The 22,643-nt window shown below is 62.5% G+C and carries 20 protein-coding genes; 11 read left to right on the top strand and 9 right to left on the bottom strand.

Annotation, left to right across the window (positions count from 1 at the left end; genetic code table 11):
• Positions 1-9: 9 nt before the first annotated feature.
• Positions 10-591: an ACP phosphodiesterase gene (locus ABRP30_RS04825; RefSeq protein WP_267821214.1), complete on the bottom strand. Its 582-nt coding sequence runs from the start codon at positions 589-591 to the stop codon at positions 10-12.
• Positions 592-743: 152 nt separating this feature from the next.
• Between ABRP30_RS04825 and ABRP30_RS04820 the strand changes: the two genes are divergently transcribed.
• Entirely contained in the window at positions 744-1,046 is a 303-nt protein-coding gene (locus tag ABRP30_RS04820) for a helix-turn-helix transcriptional regulator (RefSeq protein ID WP_241804756.1), read from the top strand.
• An 18-nt stretch (positions 1,047-1,064) separates the two neighbouring features.
• Complete coding sequence (locus ABRP30_RS04815; protein WP_349976175.1) at positions 1,065-2,114, top strand: alkene reductase; 1,050 nt, start codon at positions 1,065-1,067, stop codon at positions 2,112-2,114.
• Between the two features lie 114 nt (positions 2,115-2,228).
• Here the strand turns inward: ABRP30_RS04815 and ABRP30_RS04810 are convergent, their stop codons facing one another.
• The 3 genes from ABRP30_RS04810 to ABRP30_RS04800 all read right to left on the bottom strand — a co-directional run bounded on the left by ABRP30_RS04810 (position 2,229) and on the right by ABRP30_RS04800 (position 5,076).
• The gene (locus ABRP30_RS04810) at positions 2,229-3,056 is read right to left on the bottom strand and encodes an ATPase (RefSeq protein ID WP_267821210.1); all 828 of its coding nucleotides are present in this window, start codon (positions 3,054-3,056) and stop codon (positions 2,229-2,231) included.
• 87 nt (positions 3,057-3,143) lie between these two features.
• Positions 3,144-4,139: an NAD(P)-dependent oxidoreductase gene (locus ABRP30_RS04805; protein ID WP_349976174.1), complete on the bottom strand. Its 996-nt coding sequence runs from the start codon at positions 4,137-4,139 to the stop codon at positions 3,144-3,146.
• A 46-nt stretch (positions 4,140-4,185) separates the two neighbouring features.
• Positions 4,186-5,076 carry a LysR family transcriptional regulator ArgP gene (locus ABRP30_RS04800; RefSeq protein WP_241804752.1) on the bottom strand — a complete coding sequence of 297 codons (891 nt, stop codon included), beginning with the start codon at positions 5,074-5,076 and terminating at the stop codon, positions 4,186-4,188.
• Positions 5,077-5,166: 90 nt separating this feature from the next.
• On the opposite strand from ABRP30_RS04800, the gene ABRP30_RS04795 reads away from it, so the two are divergent.
• From ABRP30_RS04795 to ABRP30_RS04755, 9 genes are all read left to right on the top strand, one after another.
• Complete coding sequence (locus ABRP30_RS04795) at positions 5,167-5,766, top strand: LysE/ArgO family amino acid transporter (protein ID WP_241804751.1); 600 nt, start codon at positions 5,167-5,169, stop codon at positions 5,764-5,766.
• Positions 5,767-6,165: 399 nt separating this feature from the next.
• Entirely contained in the window at positions 6,166-6,762 is a 597-nt protein-coding gene (locus ABRP30_RS04790) for a superoxide dismutase (protein ID WP_012312902.1), read from the top strand.
• A 269-nt stretch (positions 6,763-7,031) separates the two neighbouring features.
• Entirely contained in the window at positions 7,032-9,083 is a 2,052-nt protein-coding gene (locus ABRP30_RS04785) for a bifunctional diguanylate cyclase/phosphodiesterase (protein ID WP_267821204.1), read from the top strand.
• 147 nt (positions 9,084-9,230) lie between these two features.
• Positions 9,231-10,568, top strand: coding sequence for an imelysin family protein (locus ABRP30_RS04780; RefSeq protein ID WP_349976472.1), 1,338 nt, complete (start codon positions 9,231-9,233; stop codon positions 10,566-10,568).
• Positions 10,569-10,844: 276 nt separating this feature from the next.
• Entirely contained in the window at positions 10,845-12,272 is a 1,428-nt protein-coding gene (locus ABRP30_RS04775) for a di-heme oxidoredictase family protein (RefSeq protein ID WP_349976473.1), read from the top strand.
• A gap of 18 nt (positions 12,273-12,290) precedes the next feature.
• On the top strand, positions 12,291-13,355 hold the full coding sequence (locus ABRP30_RS04770) for an imelysin family protein (RefSeq protein ID WP_241804747.1): 1,065 nt from the start codon (positions 12,291-12,293) through the stop codon (positions 13,353-13,355).
• A gap of 2 nt (positions 13,356-13,357) precedes the next feature.
• Positions 13,358-14,455, top strand: a complete 1,098-nt coding sequence (locus ABRP30_RS04765) for a DUF1513 domain-containing protein (RefSeq protein WP_349976474.1) — start codon at positions 13,358-13,360, stop codon at positions 14,453-14,455.
• A 156-nt stretch (positions 14,456-14,611) separates the two neighbouring features.
• Entirely contained in the window at positions 14,612-15,760 is a 1,149-nt protein-coding gene (locus ABRP30_RS04760) for an efflux RND transporter periplasmic adaptor subunit (RefSeq protein WP_267821197.1), read from the top strand.
• 13 nt (positions 15,761-15,773) lie between these two features.
• Entirely contained in the window at positions 15,774-18,818 is a 3,045-nt protein-coding gene (locus tag ABRP30_RS04755; protein WP_349976475.1) for a multidrug efflux RND transporter permease subunit, read from the top strand.
• 62 nt (positions 18,819-18,880) lie between these two features.
• On the opposite strand, the gene ABRP30_RS04750 is transcribed toward ABRP30_RS04755, so the two are convergent.
• The 5 genes from ABRP30_RS04750 to colR form a co-directional block, all read right to left on the bottom strand.
• On the bottom strand, positions 18,881-19,108 hold the full coding sequence (locus tag ABRP30_RS04750) for a hypothetical protein (protein WP_241804743.1): 228 nt from the start codon (positions 19,106-19,108) through the stop codon (positions 18,881-18,883).
• Complete coding sequence (locus tag ABRP30_RS04745; protein ID WP_349976476.1) at positions 19,108-19,806, bottom strand: lipopolysaccharide kinase InaA family protein; 699 nt, start codon at positions 19,804-19,806, stop codon at positions 19,108-19,110. Before ABRP30_RS04745 ends, ABRP30_RS04750 begins: the two co-directional genes overlap by 1 nt.
• Before the next feature lie 6 nt (positions 19,807-19,812).
• Positions 19,813-20,493: a class I SAM-dependent methyltransferase gene (locus ABRP30_RS04740; protein ID WP_241804741.1), complete on the bottom strand. Its 681-nt coding sequence runs from the start codon at positions 20,491-20,493 to the stop codon at positions 19,813-19,815.
• A 107-nt stretch (positions 20,494-20,600) separates the two neighbouring features.
• Positions 20,601-21,911, bottom strand: a complete 1,311-nt coding sequence (locus ABRP30_RS04735) for a HAMP domain-containing sensor histidine kinase (protein WP_267821192.1) — start codon at positions 21,909-21,911, stop codon at positions 20,601-20,603.
• Positions 21,901-22,584 (bottom strand): two-component system response regulator ColR, encoded by a 684-nt coding sequence (colR, locus tag ABRP30_RS04730; protein WP_003255215.1) that lies wholly within the window; start codon positions 22,582-22,584, stop codon positions 21,901-21,903. The genes ABRP30_RS04735 and colR overlap by 11 nt, the downstream gene beginning before the upstream one ends.
• Positions 22,585-22,643: the final 59 nt, after the last annotated feature.

Below are 22,643 nucleotides of genomic sequence, written 5' to 3'. Positions count from 1 at the left end.
AGTTCAGCGCTAGGTGCCAGCCCTCTGCGCTGCGGCAAACGCCTGCAACTGCGGATAGAACTCACGGAAATCCGCCAGCAACGGCTCGTATAGCCGCTCAAGCTCGGTCATCACGCCCATCATGCCCTCAGGCCTGGACAAGCGTCGCCCAATGCCGTTGAAGACCTGCTCCAGGGTGGCAAAATCGCCATAGGCCCCCAGCCAGTCATCTGCGGCCATCGAGGGCGCAATGCGTGCCAAGCGTTCTGGCAACTCGGGCTCGGCCAGCAACACGCGATAGAACGCACCGGTGAACTGCGCCAGCGGCTGCTCGGCGTAGTCGCCCCAATGGTGTGCCAGGCAATGGTCGAAAAACACATCCACGATGATGCCGGCATAGCGGCGCCGCTCCCGGGGAAACCGCGCCAGCGCCGCCAACACCAGCGGGTGTTGATCGGTATAACTGTCGATATGCCGATGCAGACGGATGGCAGCTTCCAGCGTCGGCGCAAAGCGCCCCTCCAGCGAGCCTTTGACGAAATCGCCATACAGGCTGCCAAGCAATTGTTGCGGCGCCGGGCCGCCCAGGTGCAGGTGTGCGAGGTAGTTCATGGGCGCAGTTTAGCACCGTGCATTCATATATCGTTATAACGCGATATAACGATTCGCGCTCAGCTCAGAACGACTTCATATTTCTATATCGCGAAATACCGATTTATATTTCGTCACATCACGATATACCGCTACACCATGAGCCCCACACCATGCCTCTCGATCTCGACGAAATCATAAAAGCCCTGGCCCACCCGGTCCGGCGAGAAATCCTCAACTGGCTCAAGGACCCGGCAGCGCACTTTCCTGCCCAACACCACAGCACCGAGCACGGTGTCTGTGCCGGGCAGATCGATCAACGCTGCGGCCTGTCGCAGTCGACCGTTTCTGCCCACCTGGCGACCTTGCAGCGCGCTGGCCTGGTCAGCAGCCAGAAGATCGGCCAGTGGCATTTTTTCAAACGCAACGAAGCCACCATCCAGGCGTTTCTCGAACAACTGCGCCAAGCGCTTTGACCAAGCAGGTAAACACTTATGACCACGCTTTTCGATCCGATCACACTGGGCGATGTGCAACTGCCCAACCGCATCATCATGGCGCCACTCACCCGCTGCCGCGCCGACGAAGGCCGGGTGCCCAATGCGCTGATGGCCGAGTACTACGTGCAGCGCGCCAGCGCCGGGCTGATCCTCAGTGAAGCGACTTCGGTCACGCCCATGGGCGTCGGCTACCCAGATACGCCAGGCATCTGGAACGACCAACAGGTACGCGGCTGGAACAACGTGACCAAGGCCGTGCACGGCGCGGGCGGTCGCATATTCCTGCAGTTGTGGCATGTTGGCCGCATTTCCCACCCCAGCTACCTGAACGGTGAGTTGCCGGTGGCGCCCAGCGCCATCCAGCCCAAGGGCCATGTCAGCCTGGTGCGACCGATCACCGAATACCCGACCCCGCGGGCCTTGGAAAGCGAAGAGATCGCCGACATCGTCGAGGCTTACCGCAGTGGCGCAGAGAACGCCAAGGCGGCCGGTTTCGATGGCGTCGAGATCCACGGTGCCAACGGCTATCTGCTCGACCAGTTCCTGCAGAGCAGCACCAACCAGCGCACCGACCGCTACGGCGGTTCACTGGAGAACCGTGCCCGCCTGCTGCTGGAGGTGACAGACGCCGCCATCGGCGTGTGGGGCGCAGGCCGGGTGGGCGTGCACCTTGCGCCGCGCGCAGACTCCCATGACATGGGTGATGCCGACCGCGCCGAGACGTTCACCTATGTCGCGCGGGAACTGGGCAAGCGGGGTATCGCCTTCATCTGCTCGCGGGAGAAGGAAGCCGATGACAGCATCGGCCCGCTGATCAAAGCGGCGTTCGGTGGCCCTTACATCGTCAACGAGCGGTTCGACAAGGCGAGTGCCAATGCTGCATTGGCCAGTGGCAAGGCAGATGCGGTGGCATTTGGCGTGCCATTCATTGCCAACCCGGACCTGCCGGCACGGCTGGCAGCCGATGCGCCGTTGAACCAGGCGCACCCGGAAACCTTCTATGCCAAGGGGCCGGTGGGGTACATCGATTACCCACGGCTGTAAGCCCGAGCGCCAGGGCCGCCTTGCGGCCCTGCGCGACGCATGGCTGACCTACGGAAGATTCCCGTACAAGCGCCCTGGCCCGGCGAAAGGAGGGCAAAGCCCTCCCGCAAGGCCTCAAGGGCGGGCGTTGATCTGCTGCTGCAGGTTCTGAATCTGGCTTTGCAGGGTATTGAGGTTGCGGGTCGTCTGGCCACGAAACGCATCGAACTCCTGAACCGAAGCAGTACCGGCAGCCGCCGCAGCTGGGCGATTGTCCACCTGGCTTTTCAATACCAGCACGTCCTGCTCCAGGCTCTCGATCGCCGCTTTCGGGTTGCCCTGCTTCTTCAGTGCGGCCACCTCCTCGCTAAGGCTCTTGAGCTGCCCATCGAGCTTGCCGCCATCCACCTGGCCCGACTTCAATGCCGCCAGCTCGGCATTCACCGCTTTCAACTGCGCCTGTAACTGGGTTTGCAGTTCAGTGACCGCCTTTTGCTGTTCGCGGGTATCGGCCAGCACTTGCTCCAGGCGCTTGCCCAGGTCACCCGTTTGCCCTGCCACGCCCTGCTGTTGCTTGCCCTGCTCGGCCAGGCTGGCCTGCAATTGGCGGATCTGCAGCTTGAGCGCTTCACTGCCGGTGGTGCTAGAGGTCTCAGTGGCAGCGACCTTGCCACTGATCGCCTGCAAACGCCCCGCTGCTTCCTCGCTGATACGCGCAAAGCTTTCCTGGGTAGCCACCAGTTGCTGCTCCATCAGCGAGATTTGCTGAAAGCTCCACCAACCGAGCCCGGCCAACGCGATGAACGAGGCCCCCAGCAACGCCCACAAAGGGCCCGTGCTGGCGGGCCTGACAGCCTTCTGGCGGTTGCGCGAGACACGCGCTGGCAAGAGTTCGTCGTCATCCGGGGTGCCGGCACGCAGGGTTGGCACATCATCAAAATCGTCGTGGGCATCGTTGCGCATGGATAGATTCAACCGCGGTAGTAGCAAAGAGACATGAGTATAAACCGCTCAAGCGGCGCACTGATGACCATCATCCAGACGCCTGGTTCACTGAGCAAAAGGTTGGTGCTTCCACCACGCGCAGAATTCATCCAGCGCCGTCCACAGGCTGACCTTGGGTTGATAATCCAGGTACTGCCGGGCGCGGCTGATATCCAGGGTGAAATCGCGGTTCATCACCTGCATCCCCAGGCGCGTGAGGGTGGGCTCGGGTCGCCCGGGCCAGAGCAGGCAAGCGGCTTCGTTGAGCGCCGCCATGCTGTAGGCCAGGCCATAGGCGCGATAACGGGTCACTTGGGGCAACTGCATCTGGCGCATGACGTAATTGACCACATCCCACAAGGGTAACGGTTGGCCATTACTGATGTTGTAGGCCTGCCCTAACGCACGATCATCGGCGAACAGCGCGCCAAGCAATGCCTCGTTGAGGTTGTGCACGCTGGTGAAATCGACTTTGTTCAGGCCGTTGCCGATGATCGCCACGCGGCCCTTGCGCTGCATCTGCATCAGCCGCGGGAAAATACTGCCGTCACCGGCGCCGGTCACGAAACGCGGGCGCAGCGCCAGCACTTCGAGCCCGAACTCCTGGGCGCCGAAGACCTTTTGCTCGCCAAGGTATTTGGTCTGCGCGTAGGGATGATGAAAACGACGCGGCACCTGGTCTTCGCGGATATCCAGGCGCGAGCGGCCATTGAAGTAGATCGACGGCGACGACAGGTGCACGAGGCGACGGACGTGCTCCTTCAGGCAGCCTTCGACCACATTCTCGGTGACCACCACATTGCCCTGGTAAAAATCCTGATAGCGCCCCCAGGTGCCCACCGCTCCGGCGCAATGCACCACCGCCTCGACGCCCTGGCACAGGCGCCGGGCCAGTTCGGCGTCACCGAGGTCGCCAGGGATGAACTGCGCACCACGCTTGACCAGGTGCTCGACGCCCTCGGCGCGGCGGCCGCTGACCCGCACATCCAGGCCTTGCTCCAGGGCAAAGCGCGCAAAGCGCCCGCCGATGAAGCCGCTCGCGCCAGTGACCAGAATTCGCATGTAACACTCCGCCTCAGATTTCAGATGCAACAGACGCCGGCCGCCACTACAACGGCACCAGCCAATGCTGTGCTGTGTGGCGCAGGTGTTCGGTCAGTTGCGCGAGCAGTTGCCCGCCATTGCGCCAATGATGCCAGTACAGCGGCACATCGATGGGGGTATCGGTAGATATTTCCACCAGTTGCCCGCTTTTCAACTGTTCGCGGGCCTGCAACTCAGGCACCAGGCCCCAGCCCAGGCCGGCTTCGGTCATGCGCAGGAAGCCTTCGGACGAGGGGCAAAGGTGGTGCAGGAAGCCATCCTCGATACCTAGAGAAGCGAGGTATCGGTGCTGCAGAAAATCGTCCGGGCCGTACACGATCGCCGGCGTGCGGGCCAGCCGCCGGGCCTCGAAGCCCCCAGGGAAATAGCGCGCCATGAATGCCGGGCTGGCCAGCGCCCGGTAGCGCATGGCGCCCAGCGGCATGCTGCGCGCGCCCGCCACCGGCCGCTCGCTGCCGCACAGGCAGGCCGCCACTTCCCCGGCACGCATGCGCTTGAGGCCGACTTCCTGGTCTTCCACCACAAGGTCGGTAAGTACCTGCTGCTCGGCGCAGAACGAACCCACCGCGCCTGCCCACCAGGTCGCCAGGCTATCCGCGTTGAGCGCAATGCGCAGACGCTCTGGCATGCCTTCCTCATCCAGTGCCGGTACCTGGCGCTGCAGGTCACGTTCGAGCAGCCGCACCTGCTGCACATGGTTGAGCAACTGGCGCCCGACCTCGGTCGGGCTCGGTGGCGCGGCGCGCACCAGCACCGGCTGGCCAACCCGCGCCTCGAGCAGTTTGATGCGCTGTGAGATAGCCGATTGCGACAGCCCCAGTACCTGCGCTGCACGTTCGAAACCACCTTGCTCGATCACGGCCGCGAGGGCGGCCAGCAGCTTGTAGTCGAACATCGATTTCCCTAATGACGGATCAGCATTATTTGTTTTTCTTATACAGGGTCGATCGCCACAATAGCCAGCATCTTCTTTGGAGTATCTGCCATGTGGCAAAGCTATCTGAACGGCATGCTGGTGGCCCTCGGCCTGATCATGGCCATCGGCGCCCAGAACGCCTTCGTCCTGGCGCAGAGCCTGCGCCGTGAGCATCACCTGCCGGTGGCAGCACTGTGCATCGTCTGCGACGCTCTGCTGGTCGCCGCCGGGGTATTCGGCCTGGCGACGGTGCTGGCACACAATCCGACGCTGTTGGCGGTCGCACGCTGGGGTGGCGCGGTGTTCCTGCTCTGGTACGGCGCCAAAGCGCTGCGTAGCGCCTGTTCCAAGCAGAGCCTGCAGCATCAGCAAGGCCAAGGCATGCGTTCGCGGCGTGCGGTGCTGCTCAGCGCCTTGGCCGTCACCCTGCTGAACCCGCATGTGTACCTGGACACGGTGTTGCTGATCGGCTCACTGGGCGCCCAGCAGACCGTACCAGGCGCGTATGTGGCAGGCGCCGCCAGCGCTTCGCTGCTATGGTTCTCGACCCTGGCGATCGGTGCTGCATGGCTGGCGCCCTGGCTGGCCCGCCCGGCCACCTGGCGGATGCTCGACCTGATGGTGGCGGTGATGATGTTCGCCGTGGCGGCGCAACTGGTCTTTTCTTGAGCTGCAAGCTGCAAGCTGCAAGCTGCAAGCTGCAAGCTGCAAGCTGCAAGCTGCAAGCTGCAAGCTGCAAGCTGCAAGCTGCAAGCTGCAAGCTGCAAGCTGCAAGCTGCAAGCTGCAAGCTGCAAGCTGCAAGCTGCAAGACTGTACGCGGTCCGCTTCGACTTGCAGCTTGCCGCTTGAAGCTTGCCGCTCTCCTCCCCCCCGGGGCGCCACCCGTCGGCGGCGGGCAACCGCTCTGGAACCTCTATTCCCTATCTTTGTTGCGTGGTTATGCGCCGGGGCTGGTGCTATGATCCAGCCCTTGCGTCGCAAAGAGTACAAACTCGCCGACGCACATAGGGCCGCCCGTGATCGGCCTTGCGCAAACCGCGAACTAGACCTGAATCAGGAGATCCACCATGGCTTTTGAATTGCCGCCGCTGCCGTACGCCCACGATGCCCTGCAGCCGCACATCTCCAAGGAAACCCTGGAGTATCACCACGACAAGCACCACAACACCTACGTCGTGAACCTGAACAACCTGGTCCCAGGCACCGAATTCGAAGGCAAGACCCTGGAAGAGATCGTCAAGAGCTCTTCGGGCGGCATCTTCAACAACGCCGCTCAAGTCTGGAACCACACCTTCTACTGGAACTGCCTGTCGCCAAACGGCGGCGGCCAGCCTACCGGTGCATTGGCTGAAGCCATCAACGCCGCATTCGGCTCCTTCGACAAGTTCAAGGAAGAGTTCACCAAGACTTCCGTTGGCACCTTCGGCTCCGGCTGGGGCTGGCTGGTCAAGAAAGCCGACGGCTCCCTGGCCCTGGCCAGCACCATCGGTGCCGGCTGCCCGCTGACCAGCGGCGACACCCCGCTGCTGACCTGCGACGTCTGGGAACACGCCTACTACATCGACTACCGCAACCTGCGTCCCAAGTACGTCGAGGCATTCTGGAACCTGGTCAACTGGGCCTTCGTTGCCGAACAGTTCGAAGGCAAGACCTTCAAGGCCTGATTGCCAGCGCCTTGACCAAGAAACCCGGCCATGCGCCGGGTTTTTTTATGGCCGGCGCCGGCATCCCAGCCTGCCCATCAACAGTTTTCCCAGCGGCTCTTGCTCACCCCGCATAGCGCGCTAACATCAAACGTCTGGAAGTTCGCAACAGCGCACTCAAGTTGCAGGGTCAGGCAACCGATACACTGCTAAGGGCAGCCCACCGGCCGATAGTGTATTGCCAAGGTTAATGGCAAAATGATGCCATTGCATGGATTAAGGAAACCCCATTGAAGCTGGAATTGCGGAACAGCTTATCGGTCAAGTTGCTCAGGGTCGTGCTCCTTTCGGCGCTGGCGGTCGGTGTCGTTCTTAGCTGCGCGCAGATCGTGTATGACACCTACAAGACCCGTCAGACCGTCGACAACGACGCCCATCGCATCCTCGACATGTTCCGTGACCCGTCGACCCAGGCGGTCTACAGCCTCGACCGGGAAATGGGCATGCAGGTCATGGAAGGCCTCTTCCAAGACAATTCCGTGCGCCAGGCTTCCATCGGCCACCCCAATGAAACCATGCTCGCCGAAAAGTCCCGCCCGCTGCAGGACTCGCCAGTCCGCTGGTTGACCGACCTGCTGCTTGGCCAGGAACGCACCTACACCACGCAATTGGTCGGCCGCGGCCCCTACAGCGAGTACTACGGTGACCTGAGCATCACCCTGGACACTGCCGCCTACGGTGAAGGCTTCCTGCTCAACGCCATCATCATCTTCATTTCCGGCGTGCTGCGCGCCCTGGCCATGGGCCTGGTGCTGTACCTGGTCTACCACTGGCTGCTGACCAAGCCGCTGTCGAAGATCATCGAGCACCTCACCCAGATCAACCCTGACCGCCCCAGCCAGCATCAGATTCCGCTGCTCAAAGGCCATGAAAAAAACGAACTGGGCATCTGGGTCAATACAGCCAACCAGCTGCTGGCCTCGATCGAGCGTAATACCCATCTGCGCCATGAAGCCGAAAACAGCCTGCAACGCATGGCCCAATACGACTTCCTGACCGGGCTGCCGAACCGCCAGCAACTCCAGGCACAGCTCGACAAGATCCTTACAGACGGCTCCCGCCTGCAGCATCGCGTTGCCGTACTGTGCGTAGGCCTGGACGACTTCAAAGGCATAAACGAGCAGTTCACTTATCAGGTCGGCGACCAATTGCTGCTCGCCCTGGCTGACCGCCTGCGCGCCCACAGTGGCCGCCTGGGGGCGCTGGCGCGCCTGGGTGGCGACCAGTTCGCCCTGGTGCAGGCCAATATCGAACAGCCCTACGAGGCAGCAGAACTGGCGCAGAGCATCCTCGATGACCTGGAGGCGCCATTCGACCTGGACCACCAGCAGATTCGCCTGCGCGCCACCATCGGCATCACCCTGTTCCCTGAAGACGGCGACAGCACCGAGAAGCTGCTGCAAAAGGCCGAGCAGACCATGACGTTGGCCAAGGCCCGCTCGCGCAACCGCTACCAGTTCTACATCGCCAGCGTCGACAGCGAGATGCGCCGGCGCCGTGAATTGGAAAAAGACCTGCGCGAGGCGTTGTCGCGCAACCAGTTGTTCCTTGTTTACCAACCGCAGATCAGCTACCGCGACCACCGCGTGGTCGGCGTCGAAGCCTTGCTGCGCTGGCAGCACCCTGAACTGGGCATGGTCCCGCCGGACCAGTTCATCCCGCTGGCCGAACAGAACGGCAACATCATCGCCATCGGCGAGTGGGTACTCGACCAGGCCTGCAGGCAACTGCGTGAATGGCACGACCTGGGCTTCAGCGAACTGCGCATGGCAGTCAACCTGTCCACCGTGCAACTGCATCACAGCGAACTTCCACGCGTAGTCAACAATCTGCTGCAGGCTTACCGCCTGCCACCGCGCAGCCTGGAGCTGGAAGTGACCGAAACCGGCCTGATGGAAGACATCAGCACCGCCGCCCAGCATTTGCTCAGCCTGCGCCGCTCCGGTGCGTTGATCGCGATTGACGACTTCGGCACCGGTTACTCGTCGCTCAGCTATCTCAAGTCGCTGCCACTGGACAAGATCAAGATCGACAAGAGCTTCGTCCAGGACCTGCTCGACGACGATGACGATGCCACCATCGTTCGGGCAATCATCCAGTTGGGCAAAAGCCTGGGCATGCAGGTGATCGCCGAGGGCGTGGAGACGTCCGAGCAGGAAGCCTACATCATCGCCCAAGGCTGCCATGAAGGTCAGGGCTATCACTACAGCAAGCCACTGTCGGCACGCGAGCTGACCAGTTTCCTGCGCCAGGCCCAGCGCAATCAGGTTTCTGCGTTATAACCCCTGCCCCTGCTGGCTCCAGCGCGTTGCCGGCATTTGCCTAATTGCGCCACCACCCCTTTACAGCAAATGCAAATCTTTCGCATGATGTTGTCGTTTTACGTGCCACGGCGCACTGTCCAACCACACGACGCAGGGAAACCAACAATGATTCGTAAGCCTCTGGCCACCGCCAGTCTGCTGGCCATCGCCATCGCTCTCGCCGGTTGCGGTGAAAGCAAGGACGAGAAGGCCGCCGCCCCGCAAGCTGCGGCACCTGCTGCTGCCAGCACCGCCGCCGCGGCACCGGCTGCTGTCGACGAAGCGGCCGGCAAGGCCGTGGTCAAGCATTACACCGAGATGGTCTACGCCGTTTACAGCGACTCGCTGAGCACCGCCAAGTCCCTGCAGACCGCCATCGATGCATTCCTCGCCAAGCCCAACGACGACACCCTCAAAGCGGCCAAAGAAGCCTGGGCTGCAGCACGCGTACCGTACCTGCAGAGCGAAGCCTTCCGCTTCGGCAACACCATCATCGACGACTGGGAAGGCCAGGTGAACGCCTGGCCGCTTGACGAAGGCCTGATCGACTACGTCGACACGAGCTACGAACATGCGCTGGGCAACCCGGCTGCAAGCTCCAACATCATCGCCAATACCGAGATCCAGGTCGGCGAGGAGAAGGTCGATGTCAAGGACATCACCCCTGAGAAGCTGGCCAGCCTGAACGAACTGGGCGGCTCCGAAGCCAACGTCGCCACGGGCTACCACGCCATCGAATTCCTGCTCTGGGGCCAGGACCTCAACGGCACCGGCCCGGGCGCAGGCAACCGCCCTGCTTCCGACTACCTCGAAGGTGAAGGCGCCACCGGTGGCCACAACGAGCGTCGCCGCGCCTACCTGAAGGCGGTCACCGAGCTGCTGGTCAAGGACCTCGAAGAAATGGTCGGCAACTGGGCGCCGAACGTCGCCGACAACTACCGCGCCACGCTGGAAGCCGAGCCTGCCACCGACGGCCTGCGCAAGATGCTGTTCGGCATGGGCAGCCTGTCGCTGGGCGAACTGGCGGGCGAGCGCATGAAGGTCTCGCTGGAAGCCAACTCGCCGGAAGACGAGCAGGACTGCTTCAGTGACAACACCCACTACTCGCACTTCTACGACGCCAAGGGCATCCGCAATGTCTACCTGGGCGAGTACACCCGCACCGACGGCACCAAGCTGACCGGCCCAAGCCTGTCGTCGCTCGTGGCCAAGGCCGACCCGGCCGCCGACGCTACCCTCAAGGCCGACCTGGAAGCGACCGAAGCCAAGCTTCAGGTCATCGTCGACCACGCGCTCAAAGGCGAGCACTACGACCAACTGATCGCTGCCGACAATGCTGCCGGCAACCAGGTCGTGCGTGACGCCATCGCCTCGCTGGTCAAGCAAACCGGTGCGATCGAGCAGGCTGCGGGCAAGCTGGGCATTGCCAACCTGAACCCGGACACTGCCGATCACGAATTCTGATTCGGCATTGCCAGGCAACTTGGCGCGGCCTTCTGGCTAATACCAGTCATTGAGCGTTATCAGGGCTGCCAGGCAGCCCCTTCACCGGCAAGCCAGCTCCAACGGCGACCACGCAGTGCTTGAATGCTGCGCGGTAACTGCGGGGCCTGGCTTGCCGGCGATGGCGCCGACGAAAATGACAGCTGTTTCATCCAGCAATTGCAAATTCCTCTTATTCAAAGAACCTCAGCCTGCTAAGCTTGCACGCCGGTTTTTTGCCCACGCCCAGGATTTTGCATGTCCTTGTCGCTGTCCCGACTCTCCCCTTTGCTGCTGGCCCTCGCCGTTGCCGCCTGTGATGACGCCCCGCGTTTCACCCAGGCAGAGCCAGGCGAAGCGCTGTCAGGTGGCCAGGCGACTGTCCAGCGCAACGACCGCAATGCTTTTTCCCTGCCCTCGGCCAACCTGTCGCCCGAGCGGCGCCTGGACTTTGCCGTAGGCAACAGTTTCTTCCGCAACCCCTGGGTGATCGCCCCGTCTACCACCACTGCACGCGACGGCCTGGGGCCACTGTTCAACACCAACGCCTGCCAGAACTGCCACGTACGCGATGGCCGTGGCCATCCGCCAGAGCCGGGCGACAGCAACGCGGTGTCGATGCTCGTGCGCCTGTCGATCCCCGACCAGCCTTACCTGGCAAAAGAAATCGAGCGTCTGGGCGTGGTTCCAGAGCCGGTCTATGGCACCCAGTTGCAGGACATGGCCAACCCAGGCGTGGCCCCGGAAGGCAAGGTGCGCGTGACTTACGACCATCAGACGGTCACCTTCAGGGACGGCCACCAGGTCGAACTGCGTCGTCCTACCCTGCACATCACCCAGCTCGGCTATGGGCCGATGCACCCTGACACCCGGTTCTCCGCCCGCGTGGCACCGCCCATGATCGGCCTGGGGCTGCTCGAAGCCATCCCGCAAGCTCAGATTCTGGCCAACGAAGACCCCGACGATCGCAACCGCGACGGTATTCGCGGCCGGGCCAACCGGGTATGGGACGACGCCCTGGGCAAGACGGTGGTCGGCCGCTTTGGCTGGAAGGCCGGGCAGCCGAACGTCAACCAGCAGAACGTGCACGCCTTTGCAGGTGACATGGGTTTGACCAGCACCCTGCAGCCCCGGGACGACTGTACCCCGGCGCAGCGCGATTGCCTTGCAGCGCCCAATGGCGACGGCGCCGACGGTGAAAAGGAAGTCAGCGACAACATCCTGCGCCTGGTCACCTTCTACACCCGCAACCTGGGCGTGCCAGCCCGGCGCGACGTCGGCGCCCCGCAAGTGCTGGCCGGCAAGAACCTGTTCTACCAGGCCGGCTGCCAGGGTTGCCACACCCCGCAGTTCACCACTGCCGCCGACGCCAGCGAACCAGAGCTGGCCGGGCAAGTGATCCGCCCCTACAGCGACCTGCTGCTGCACGACATGGGCCCGGGCCTTGCCGACGACCGCACCGAATTTACCGCCAACGGCCAAGACTGGCGGACCCCACCGCTGTGGGGCATCGGCCTCAGCCCAGTGGTCAGTGGCCACACCCAGTACCTGCATGATGGCCGCGCCCGCAACCTGCTCGAGGCCGTGCTCTGGCACGGCGGCGAAGCGCAGGCCGCACGCGATCATGTGTTGACCTTCAATGCCGAGCAGCGCGCTGCGTTGCTGGCTTTCCTGAACTCACTTTAAAAGCGCAAGGAGCCGGGCATGTTCCGACCCAAACTGTTGTTCACCAGCCTCGCCGCACTCGCTCTGGGCGCCTGCTCGCCGCAGGACCCGCAGGCCGTGGCTTCGGCCGCTATCGCCAAGCAGGTGATCCTGCCGACCTACAGCCGCTGGGTCGAAGCCGATCGCCAGCTGGCCGCCAGTGCCTTGGCCTACTGCGAAGGCAAAGAAAGCCTGGACAGCGCTCGCGCGGACTTCCTCAACGCGCAAAAAGCCTGGGCCGAGTTGCAGCCGCTGCTGGTCGGCCCGCTGGCCGAGGGCAACCGCGCCTGGCAGGTGCAGTTCTGGCCCGACAAGAAGAACCTGGTCGGTCGCCAGGTCGAGCAGTTGGTCAATGGCGACAAGCCGATCGACGCCCAGACCCTGGGCAAGTCCAGCGTCGTGGTCCGCGGCCTGTCGGCCTACGAATACATCCTGTTCGACAGCAAGCCGGATGTCGCCACCGCCGAACAGAAAGCCCGCTACTGCCCGCTGCTGGTCGCCATCGGTGAGCACCAGAAGGCCTTGGCCGAAGAGATCCTCAAAGGCTGGAACAGCACCGACGGCATGCTCTCGCAAATGACCAAGTTCCCCAACCAGCGCTATGCCGACTCGCACGAGGCGATCGCCGACCTGCTGCGTGCACAGGTGACTGCGCTGGATACCCTGAAGAAGAAGCTCGGTGCACCGATGGGTCGCCAGAGCAAAGGCATTGCGCAGCCCCTGCAGGCCGAAGCCTGGCGCAGCCACGCCTCGCTCAAAAGCCTGGAAGCCAGCCTCAAGGCCGCTCAGGCAGTCTGGGTCGGGGTCGACAACCAGGGCCTGCGCAGCTTGCTGGGCAGCGACCAGAAAGCCCTGGCGCAAAAGATCGACGACGCTTACGCTACTTCGCTCAAACTGCTGGCCGACAACCAGAAACCCCTGGGCGAGTTGCTGGCAGACGACGATGGCATGCAACGCCTCAACCAGATCTACGACAGCCTCAACGTCGTTCACCGCCTGCACGAAGGCGAACTGGCCAAGGCGTTGAACATCCAGCTGGGCTTCAATGCCAACGACGGTGACTGATCATGCTGCGACGCCAGGCACTCAAAATCGGTAGCGTTCTACTCAGCGCCCTGACCTTGGGGGGCTGGAGCCTGATGCGCAACAAAGGCAGCGATCCTTTGCTGCTGTCGGCGCGTGACGATGGCGACGGCAAGCACTATGCCGTCGGGTTCCGCCTGGACGGTACCCAGGTGTTCAGCACCCAGGTGGCCCAGCGTTGCCATGCCATCATCAACCATCCGCAACTGCCCATCGCCCTGTTCGTCGCGCGCCGCCCCGGCACCGAAAGCTACCTGATCGACCTGCGCGACGGGCGCTTGTTGCAGACCGTCTCGTCGCGCCCTGACCGGCACTTTTACGGCCACGCCGTGATTCATGAAAGCGGCGAATGGCTGTACGCCACCGAGAATGACACGACCGACCCCGGGCGTGGCCTGCTGGGCGTGTACCGTTTCGAAGGTGAACGCCTGGTCCATAGCGGCGAGATCCCCACCCACGGCATCGGCCCGCATGAAGTGGCATGGCTGCCAGATGGCGAGACGCTGATCGTGGCCAATGGCGGGATTCGTACCGAGGCCGAAAGCCGGGTCGAGATGAACCTCAACGCAATGGAGCCAAGCCTGGTATTGATGCAGCGCGACGGCACCTTGCTGAGCAAGGAAACGCTGGCTCAGCAAATGAACAGCGTGCGCCATCTGGCAGTGGGCAGTGATGGCACCATCGCCGCCTGCCAGCAGTTCATGGGCGATGCCGATGAAACCGCCGAGTTGCTGGCCATCAAGCGCCCGGGCGAGCCGTTCAAGGCGTTCCCGGTACCCGAGCAGCAGTTGCAAGCCATGGCCCAGTACACGGCCAGCGTAGCGATCCACAGCGACCTGCGCCTGGTGGCGCTGACGGCGCCGCGGGCCAACCGCCTGTTCGTCTGGGACCTGGACAGTGGCGCGGTCAGGCTGGATGCGCCGATGCCGGACTGTGCCGGGGTCGGGGCGGTGAAGGATGGTTTCGTCGTGACTTCCGGGCAGGGACGTTGCCGGTACTATGATTGCCGCAAGCAGGAACCGATCGGCCAGCCGATGGATTTGCCCTCCGGGTTCTGGGACAACCACCTGCACCTGGCCTGATTCACCCAGGTTCGCGCGGCCCCGTGAGGCGCGGGGTCGCAAACCATTTCCCCGTCATTCAAAAAACAGTCAATACTTCTCCCATCCGCACGTGGGCAGGACTGCCCGTTGTCGTGTCAAAACCAATAACAACCTCGCATCCAAGGAAACGGACTTATGCTGCGCCGCCGCATGCTCATCATGTTGGCCGTCGTTCTGCTGATCGTGCTGGCCCTGGGGGGCTACAAGGCCTTCTCGATCTACCAGCAGATCCAGATGTTCACTGCCCCCAAGCCCCCCATCACCGTGGCGGCGGCCATGGCCGAGCAGCGCCAGTGGCAGCAGCGCCTGCCCGCCGTGGGCAGCCTCAAGGCCCTGCAGGGAGTCGAGCTGAGCCTTGAGGTGGAAGGTATCGTCCAATCCTTGCATTTCGACTCCGGCCAGAAGGTCAAGGCTGGGCAACTGCTGCTCAAGCTCAATGACGATCAGGAGACCGCACTGCTGGGCACCGCCCAGGCGGACCTGGGCCTGGCCAAAGTGGACTTCGGCCGCGGCAGCCAGCTGGTGGGCGATTCAGCCATTTCTCGGGGCGAATATGATCGCCTCACCGCCCAGTACCGGCGCAACCAGGCGGTGGTCGACCAGCTCAAGGCCTCGAAAACCAAGAAGAGCATCAGTGCCCCATTCAGCGGCACGATCGGCATCCGCCAGGTGGATGTCGGTGACTACCTGGCGGCTGGTTCTGTGATCGCTACCCTGCAGGACCTTTCCAGCCTGTACGTCGACTTCAACGTACCGGAGCAGGCACTGCCCCAACTGAGCCTGGGCCAGCAGGTACAGGTGCAGGTGGCCGCCTACCCTGGCCAGACCTTCTCTGCCAGCCTCAGCGCCATCAACCCCAAGGTCGATGAGAGCACGCGCAACCTGCTGGTGCGCGCGACCATGGCCAACCCGGATGGCAAGCTGCTGCCGGGCATGTTCGCCAACCTGCTGGTGCTCCTGCCTGACCCGCGCCCACAGATCGTGGTGCCGGAAAGCGCCATTACCTACACGCTGTATGGCAATTCCGTGTATGTCGTCGCGCCCAAGAAAGACAAGGACGGTAACCCCGAGCGCGACGACAGCGGCCAGCCGCGGCTCAGCGCCGAACAACGCAGTGTGCAGACCGGCGAGCGGCGCGACGGCGTGGTGGTGATCAGCAAAGGGCTCGCCGCTGGCGAACAGGTGGTCACCGCCGGGCAGCTCAAACTGAGCCCTGGCGCGGCCATCCGTATCGGCCAGGACGCAGCCCTCGATCCCGAACAAGGCGCCCCGCGCGCGGACTGACCAGGAGGCAGGCATGGCGTTCACCGACCCGTTCATCCGCCGCCCGGTGCTGGCCAGCGTGGTCAGCCTGCTGATCCTGCTGTTGGGTTTTCAGGCTTGGAACAAGCTGCAGATCCGCCAGTACCCGCAAATGGAAAATGCCCTGATCACGGTGACCACGGCCTACCCCGGCGCCAACGCAGAGACCATTCAGGGCTACATCACCCAACCGCTGCAGCAGAGCCTGGCCAGCGCCGAGGGCATCGACTACATGACCTCGGTGAGCCGGCAAAACTTCTCGATCATCTCCATCTATGCGCGTATCGGTGCCGACAGCGACCGCCTGTTCACCGAGTTGCTGGCCAAGGCCAACGAAGTGCGCAACCAGTTGCCGCAAGACGCAGAAGACCCGGTACTGAGCAAAGAAGCCGCAGATGCCTCGGCCCTGATGTACATCAGCTTCTACAGCAAGGAAATGAGCAACCCGCAGATCACCGACTACCTGTCACGGGTCATCCAGCCGAAACTTGCAACCTTGCCGGGCATGGCCGAGGCCGAAATCCTCGGCAACCAGGTGTTCGCCATGCGCATCTGGATCGACCCGGTCAAGCTGGCAGCCTTCGGCCTTGCCGCCACTGACGTGACCAGCGCCGTACGCCGCTACAACTTTCTCGCCGCCGCGGGTGAGGTGAAGGGCGAATACGTGGTCACCAGCATCAACGCCAACACCGAACTGAAGTCGTCCGAGGCTTTCGCCGCATTGCCGCTCAAGACCTCAGGCGACAGCCGGGTCTTGCTCGGTGATGTGGCCCGGGTGGAGATGGGAGCGGAAAATTACGACACGGTCAGCTCGTTCGATGGCACGCCTTCGGTGTACATCGGCATCAAGGCCACCCCGGCCGCCAACCCGCTGGAGGTGATCAAGGAAGTACGCCGCATCATGCCGGAGCTGGAAAGCCAGTTGCCATCCACGCTCAAGGGGTCGATTGCCTATGACGCCACGCTGTTCATCCAGGCCTCGATCGACGAAGTGGTCAAGACCCTTGGCGAAGCGGTGCTGATCGTCATCGTGGTGGTATTTTTGTTCCTCGGCGCACTGCGCTCGGTACTGATCCCGGTGGTGACCATCCCACTGTCGATGATCGGGGTGCTGTTCTTCATGCAGATGATGGGCTATTCGCTCAACCTGCTGACCCTGCTGGCAATGGTATTGGCCATCGGCCTGGTGGTGGACGATGCCATCGTCGTGGTGGAAAACATCCACCGGCACATGGAGGAAGGCAAGTCACCGCTAGACGCCGCGCTGGAGGGTGCGCGGGAAATCGCCATGCCAGTGGTGTCGATGACCATCACCCTGGCCGCAGTGTATGCACCGATCGGCTTCCTGACCGGGCTCACCGGTGCCTTGTTCAAGGAGTTCGCCCTGACCCTGGCTGGGGCGGTGATCATCTCCGGTGTCGTCGCCCTGACCCTGTCGCCGATGATGTGTGCCTTGCTGCTGCGTCGGGAACAGAATGCCAGCGGCCTGGCGCATCGCCTTGACGTGCTGTTCGAGCGCATCAAGGGCCGTTATCAGCGCCTGCTGCACACCACGCTGGACAGCCGCCCGGTGGTGCTGGTGTTCGCAGTGATCATCCTGTGCCTGATCCCGGTGCTGCTCAAGTTCACCCAGAACGAACTGGCACCGAACGAGGATCAGGGGGTGATCTTCATGATCAGTAGCTCGCCACAACCGGCCAACCTCGACTACCTCAATGCCTACACCGACCAGTTCACCCCACTGTTCAAGGCCTTCCCCGAATACTACTCATCGTTCCAGATCAACGGCTTCAACGGTGTGCAGAGCGGCATCGGCGGTTTTCTGCTCAAGCCCTGGAACGAGCGCGAGCGCACGCAGATGGAGTTGCTGCCCCTGGTACAGGCCAAACTCGACGACATCAGCGGCCTGCAGATCTTTGGTTTCAACCTGCCGTCACTGCCTGGGACCGGCGAGGGCCTGCCGTTCCAGTTCGTCATCAATACCGCTGGCGATTACCAGACGCTGCTGGAGGTCGCTCAACGGATCAAGGAACGCGCCCAGGCATCGGGCAAATTTGCCTTCCTCGACATCGACCTGGCGTTCGACAAGCCCGAGGTGGTAGTCGACATCGACCGTGCCAAGGCTGCGCAGATGGGGGTATCCATGGACGTCCTTGGTGGCACTTTGGCGACCTTGCTGGGCGAGGGGGAAATCAACCGGTTCACCCTCGAAGGCCGCAGCTATAAAGTCATCGCCCAGGTCGAACGCCCTTACCGCGACAATCCCGGCTGGCTCAACAACTACTACGTCAAGAACGACCAGGGCCAGCTGCTGCCACTGTCGACCCTGATCACCCTGAGTGACCGGGCGCGTCCGCGCCAGCTCAACCAGTTCCAGCAATTGAATTCGGCGATCATCCAGGGTGTGCCGCTGGTCAGCATCGGCGAAGCCTTGCAGACGGTACGGGACATTGCTGCCGAGCAGGCGCCGGAAGGGTTCTCCTTCGACTATGCAGGTGCGGCACGCCAGTACATACAGGAAGGCAGCGCGCTGTGGGTGACCTTCGGCCTGGCCCTGGCGATCATCTTCCTGGTGCTGGCGGCGCAGTTCGAAAGCTTCCGCGACCCACTGGTGATTCTGGTGACGGTACCGCTGTCGATCTGCGGGGCGCTGTTGCCGCTGTTCCTGGGTATCTCCAGCATGAACATCTACACCCAGGTCGGCCTGGTGACATTGATCGGCCTGATCAGCAAGCACGGTATCCTGATCGTCGAATTCGCCAACCAGTTGCGCGAGGAAAAGGGCCTGAGCGCAAGGGAGGCGATCGAGGAAGCTGCGGCCATTCGCTTACGCCCGGTGCTGATGACCACCGCCGCGATGGTATTTGGCATGGTGCCGCTGATTCTGGCGACAGGCGCCGGGGCCGTGAGCCGCTTTGACATTGGCACTGTGATTGCGACGGGGATGTCGATCGGGACGTTGTTTACCCTGTTCGTGCTGCCAGCTATCTACACCCTGCTGGCGCACAAGTCTGCGGCCAAACAACCTGTGGTCGCCTGATCGGGGCAACGCAGAAAAGCAAAGGCCCCGCAATAGCGAGGCCTTCGGTGCTCGAACCTGGCTCAGCCTGCCGGCCGCAAGCCCTGCCGAAGCCCGAACAGAAACAACAGCAGGTCCTGGTCCGGCTGGGCATGGACCTGCTGTTTCACTGCCTGCGGCAACGCGCATTGTTCTGCCAGTTCAGCCTTGCTGAACACCTTGGGCCGCGGCTCTTCCCAGGCAGCAACCGCCACCGTGGTAACCGCCAGGCCGGCTATCAGAAACAAAGCTCGAGCGATTTCTAGTTTCATTACTCTAACCCTTTGACAGCGCTGCCAAACGCCATCTCGTAAAAATAGAGCAAGGATTGCCATTCCGCGTCATTGAGCGACGAATGGCGGCGCAGCTGGCGCAGATCATTGGCCGCTGCGCGCTGGCAGCTGATACGGCGGCGGCACTTCTCCAGGTCGAGCAGCGCCACTTCAACGCGGCTTTGTTCACCCTCGCCGATCACCTTGACGAACACGTGCTTGCCGTACAGGCAACCATGTTGCCAATGGCCCAGGTGCATGCGGGCCAGGTTGTCGGCCAACTCTTTGAGCATGCGTTCATGCACCACGTGCGGGTAACGCTCGCGGGCACCTTGGGCATGCCAGGCATCGAGCTCGATGAAACCATCGAGCGCCTCGCTGACCAGCAGCGCACGCCATTGATGGTCAGCATCGCGCTCGGCTCCGCAAAAAACGATACGCGGCACACGCACGCCCAGCTGTTCGAAGCTGTTCAGCGCGTCAAGCTCACGCAGCACCGTCGGCCTGCCGAACGGGTGCAGTAGGCTGCGGTAGATGTGCCCCACCTGGCGCTTGGCATACAGCAAGTTGCCATCGGCATCGTTAAGGCGTTGCACGCCACTTTCACCACCACGGCGCTGGTTCGGTTCCTCGACCCATTCGCCTTGCTGGCGCCAGTAATAATCGAAGCGTGATTCCCCGCTTTGGGCTCCAGCCATCAAACACTACCCCTTACGCAATACATAAACCCGCCACATGGCATAGAACGGCAGGAAATCCAGGCGTTCCTGGATTCTGAAGCCGGCGGCTTTGAATTCTTCTTCGACTGTCTCTGCCGGTAACACGAAACGGTTCTGGTAGCTGCCCGGCTCGGCTTTGGCACTGCGCTTATGCTCGAGCTTCTGCCGCCGCCAGGCCTTGAAGTTTCCATCCACCCACAATGACAGGATTACGCTGTCGCGGCTAACCCTTTGAAACTCCGACAAAATCGCTTTCCTGTGGGCCGCCTCGCCGATGTGGTGAAACAAGCGCATGCAGAAAATGCTATCGACCGAGTTGTCCGGCAAGTCGATGGCGAACGCTGATGTTTGCAAAGGCCGTACCCGCGCCACCACCTCTGGCGGTTGTGCCGCACAGGCTGTCTCGATCATTGCCTCGGAATTGTCGGCACCGATGATCACCCTGTTGGGTTTTTCGGCCAGCAGCGGCCAGAACCGGCCCGCGCCGCAAGGCAGGTCCAGCACCAACCCCGGCTCTCCGGCCAGCGCCAAGGCGCGACGGGCCAATTGCTCGTCGCGCTTATGGGAAAGGCGACGTGCCAGACCATCTTGGTGCTTTAGAAAGTACTCCCGGGCATGTTGCTGGTCGTACTTTTTGGAAAACTCGAGTTTGATAGGGCTACGCATTGGGCATCTCCTGGCTCCATTGCACGCACCTTAAGTAACACTGCGTAGGAAACAGGTCATTCCAATGTGAAAAAAGTGTTATCCCTAAAGGAATATAGCCCAGTGATTCACTCGCAAGGCTTCAGCGGATCGGACTTCTCAGCGCTCTGGCTCAAGTCCACCTGAAAGCGGCAGCCATGGGGTGCGGTTGAGGTCAGCGTAACGCGCCATCCCTGATCATCGCAGATCCGTTGGACCAGCGATAAGCCAAGGCCCAGACCCTCACCGCGCCGTTCATCCCCCCGCACGAAGGGTTTGAACATCGCCTCACGCTGCTCCTCCGGAATGCCGACACCGCTGTCTTCGACGCTGAACCCATTGGCTTCAAGGCTCAGGCGAATGTAGCCACTGTCGGTGTAGTGCGCCGCGTTGCGCAAGAGGTTGCCCATCACCGACTGCAGGAAGGTCGCGTTGTACAGCAGCGGGCCGGCACTGACGCGGCCATCGAAGTACAGCGTCAGCCCCTTCTGCTCGATGGTGTCGCGCCACACGCCGATCAAATCGTCGGCCACTTCACGCAACGTCGCTTGGGAGGCCACGGCGCCCTGGTCGCGCTGGGCACGGGCGAGCATCAGGAAGGTTTTGACCAACTCGCGCATTTCTTCGGTGGCCCGGGCGATGCGCTCGACCTGGCTGCGTGAGCGGCTGTCCAGAGTGGGGTTTTCGATCAGCAGCTCACAGGAAGTGGCCAGAACCATCAGTGGCGTGCGCAATTCATGGCTGACGTCGCTGGTGAACAGACGCTCGCGGGTCAGTGCATCGCGCAAACGACCAAGCGTATCGTCGAAGGCCGCGGCCAGCTGGCCGACTTCATCGGCTGCGTAGTCGGGTGCCAGGGGTGGTGCCAGGCCAAGCAGCTGATCACGATGGCGCACTTGACGCGCCAGGCGGATCACCGGTGCCATTACCCGCCGCGCCAGCAGCCAGCCGAGGAACACCGCCAGGACCAGGCTGAGCACGAAGCCCACCACGACGACAGCGAACAGCACCCGTTCGCGCTCTTCAAAGTCGCTCTGATCCTGCAGCAGCACATAACGTCGGCCGTCTACGATTTCCACCATTGCGTGGTAGGAAAGCTGATCGCGGAATACCTCATGAAAACCTGCATCGAGGTGGCGCAAGTCTTTTGGCAGCTCGAAGTCATCGCGCCCACCGCTGAAGTAGAACAGCTGGTCGGGGCGCGGCCGGTGGCTCCAGTCACTGATGCTGTCCATGCGCAGCAGGCGCTGCAAGTCGCCGCCCAGCACCGAGGAGATCAAGCGTTCTTCAACCAGGTGCACCGTGGCGACGATACCGAAGGCGAACGCCCCGGCCACCAGCGCGCTCATCAGCGCGAACGCGATGATGATGCGCTGCGCCAGGCTTTGCTTAAACTCCATCGCGACCCTCGGCCAGGCGATAGCCGACGCCATGGACGGTATGCAGCAACGGCTTTTCGAACGGTTTGTCGATCACTTGCCGCAGTTGGTGTACGTGGCTGCGCAAGCTGTCGCTGTCGGGGCAGTCATCCCCCCACAATGCCTCTTCCAGTACCTCACGGCGCAACACGTGGGGGCTTTTCTGCATCAGCACCGCGAGCAGCTTGAGGCCGACTGGGTTGAGCTTGAGCAAGCGCCCTTGGCGCGTGACTTCGAGGGTATCAAGGTCGTAGCTCAGGTCGGCAACCTGCAAGGTGCGTCGCCCGCCGCCCTGGGCGCGGCGCAGCACGGCTTCGATGCGCGCGGCGAGCTCGGACAGGGCGAACGGTTTGAGCAGGTAATCGTCGGCGCCGGAGCGGAAGCCCTGCAGGCGGTCATCGAGCTGGTCGCGGGCGGTCAGCATGATCACTGGCGTATCGCGACGGGCATCCTCGCGCAGGCGCTTGCACAGGGTGTAACCGTCGATACCAGGCAGCATGATATCGAGCACGATCAGGTCGTAGTGCTCGGTGGCGGCCAGGTGCAGACCTGACAGGCCGTCCTGGGCGCAGTCGACGGTGTAGCCCTTCATGCCCAGATAATCAGCCAGGTTGGCAAGGATATCGCGGTTGTCTTCAACCAAAAGAATTCGCATCGGGTTCTCCTGTGCGGCGCTTCGCTGTGGTGCGCGGCAGGCGCAGCTTAAGGCCATCG

The organism is Pseudomonas sp. WHRI 8519, assembly GCF_040224055.2.
GTDB lineage: Bacteria > Pseudomonadota > Gammaproteobacteria > Pseudomonadales > Pseudomonadaceae > Aquipseudomonas > Aquipseudomonas putida_X.
This window is presented reverse-complemented; position numbering and strand designations above follow the sequence as displayed.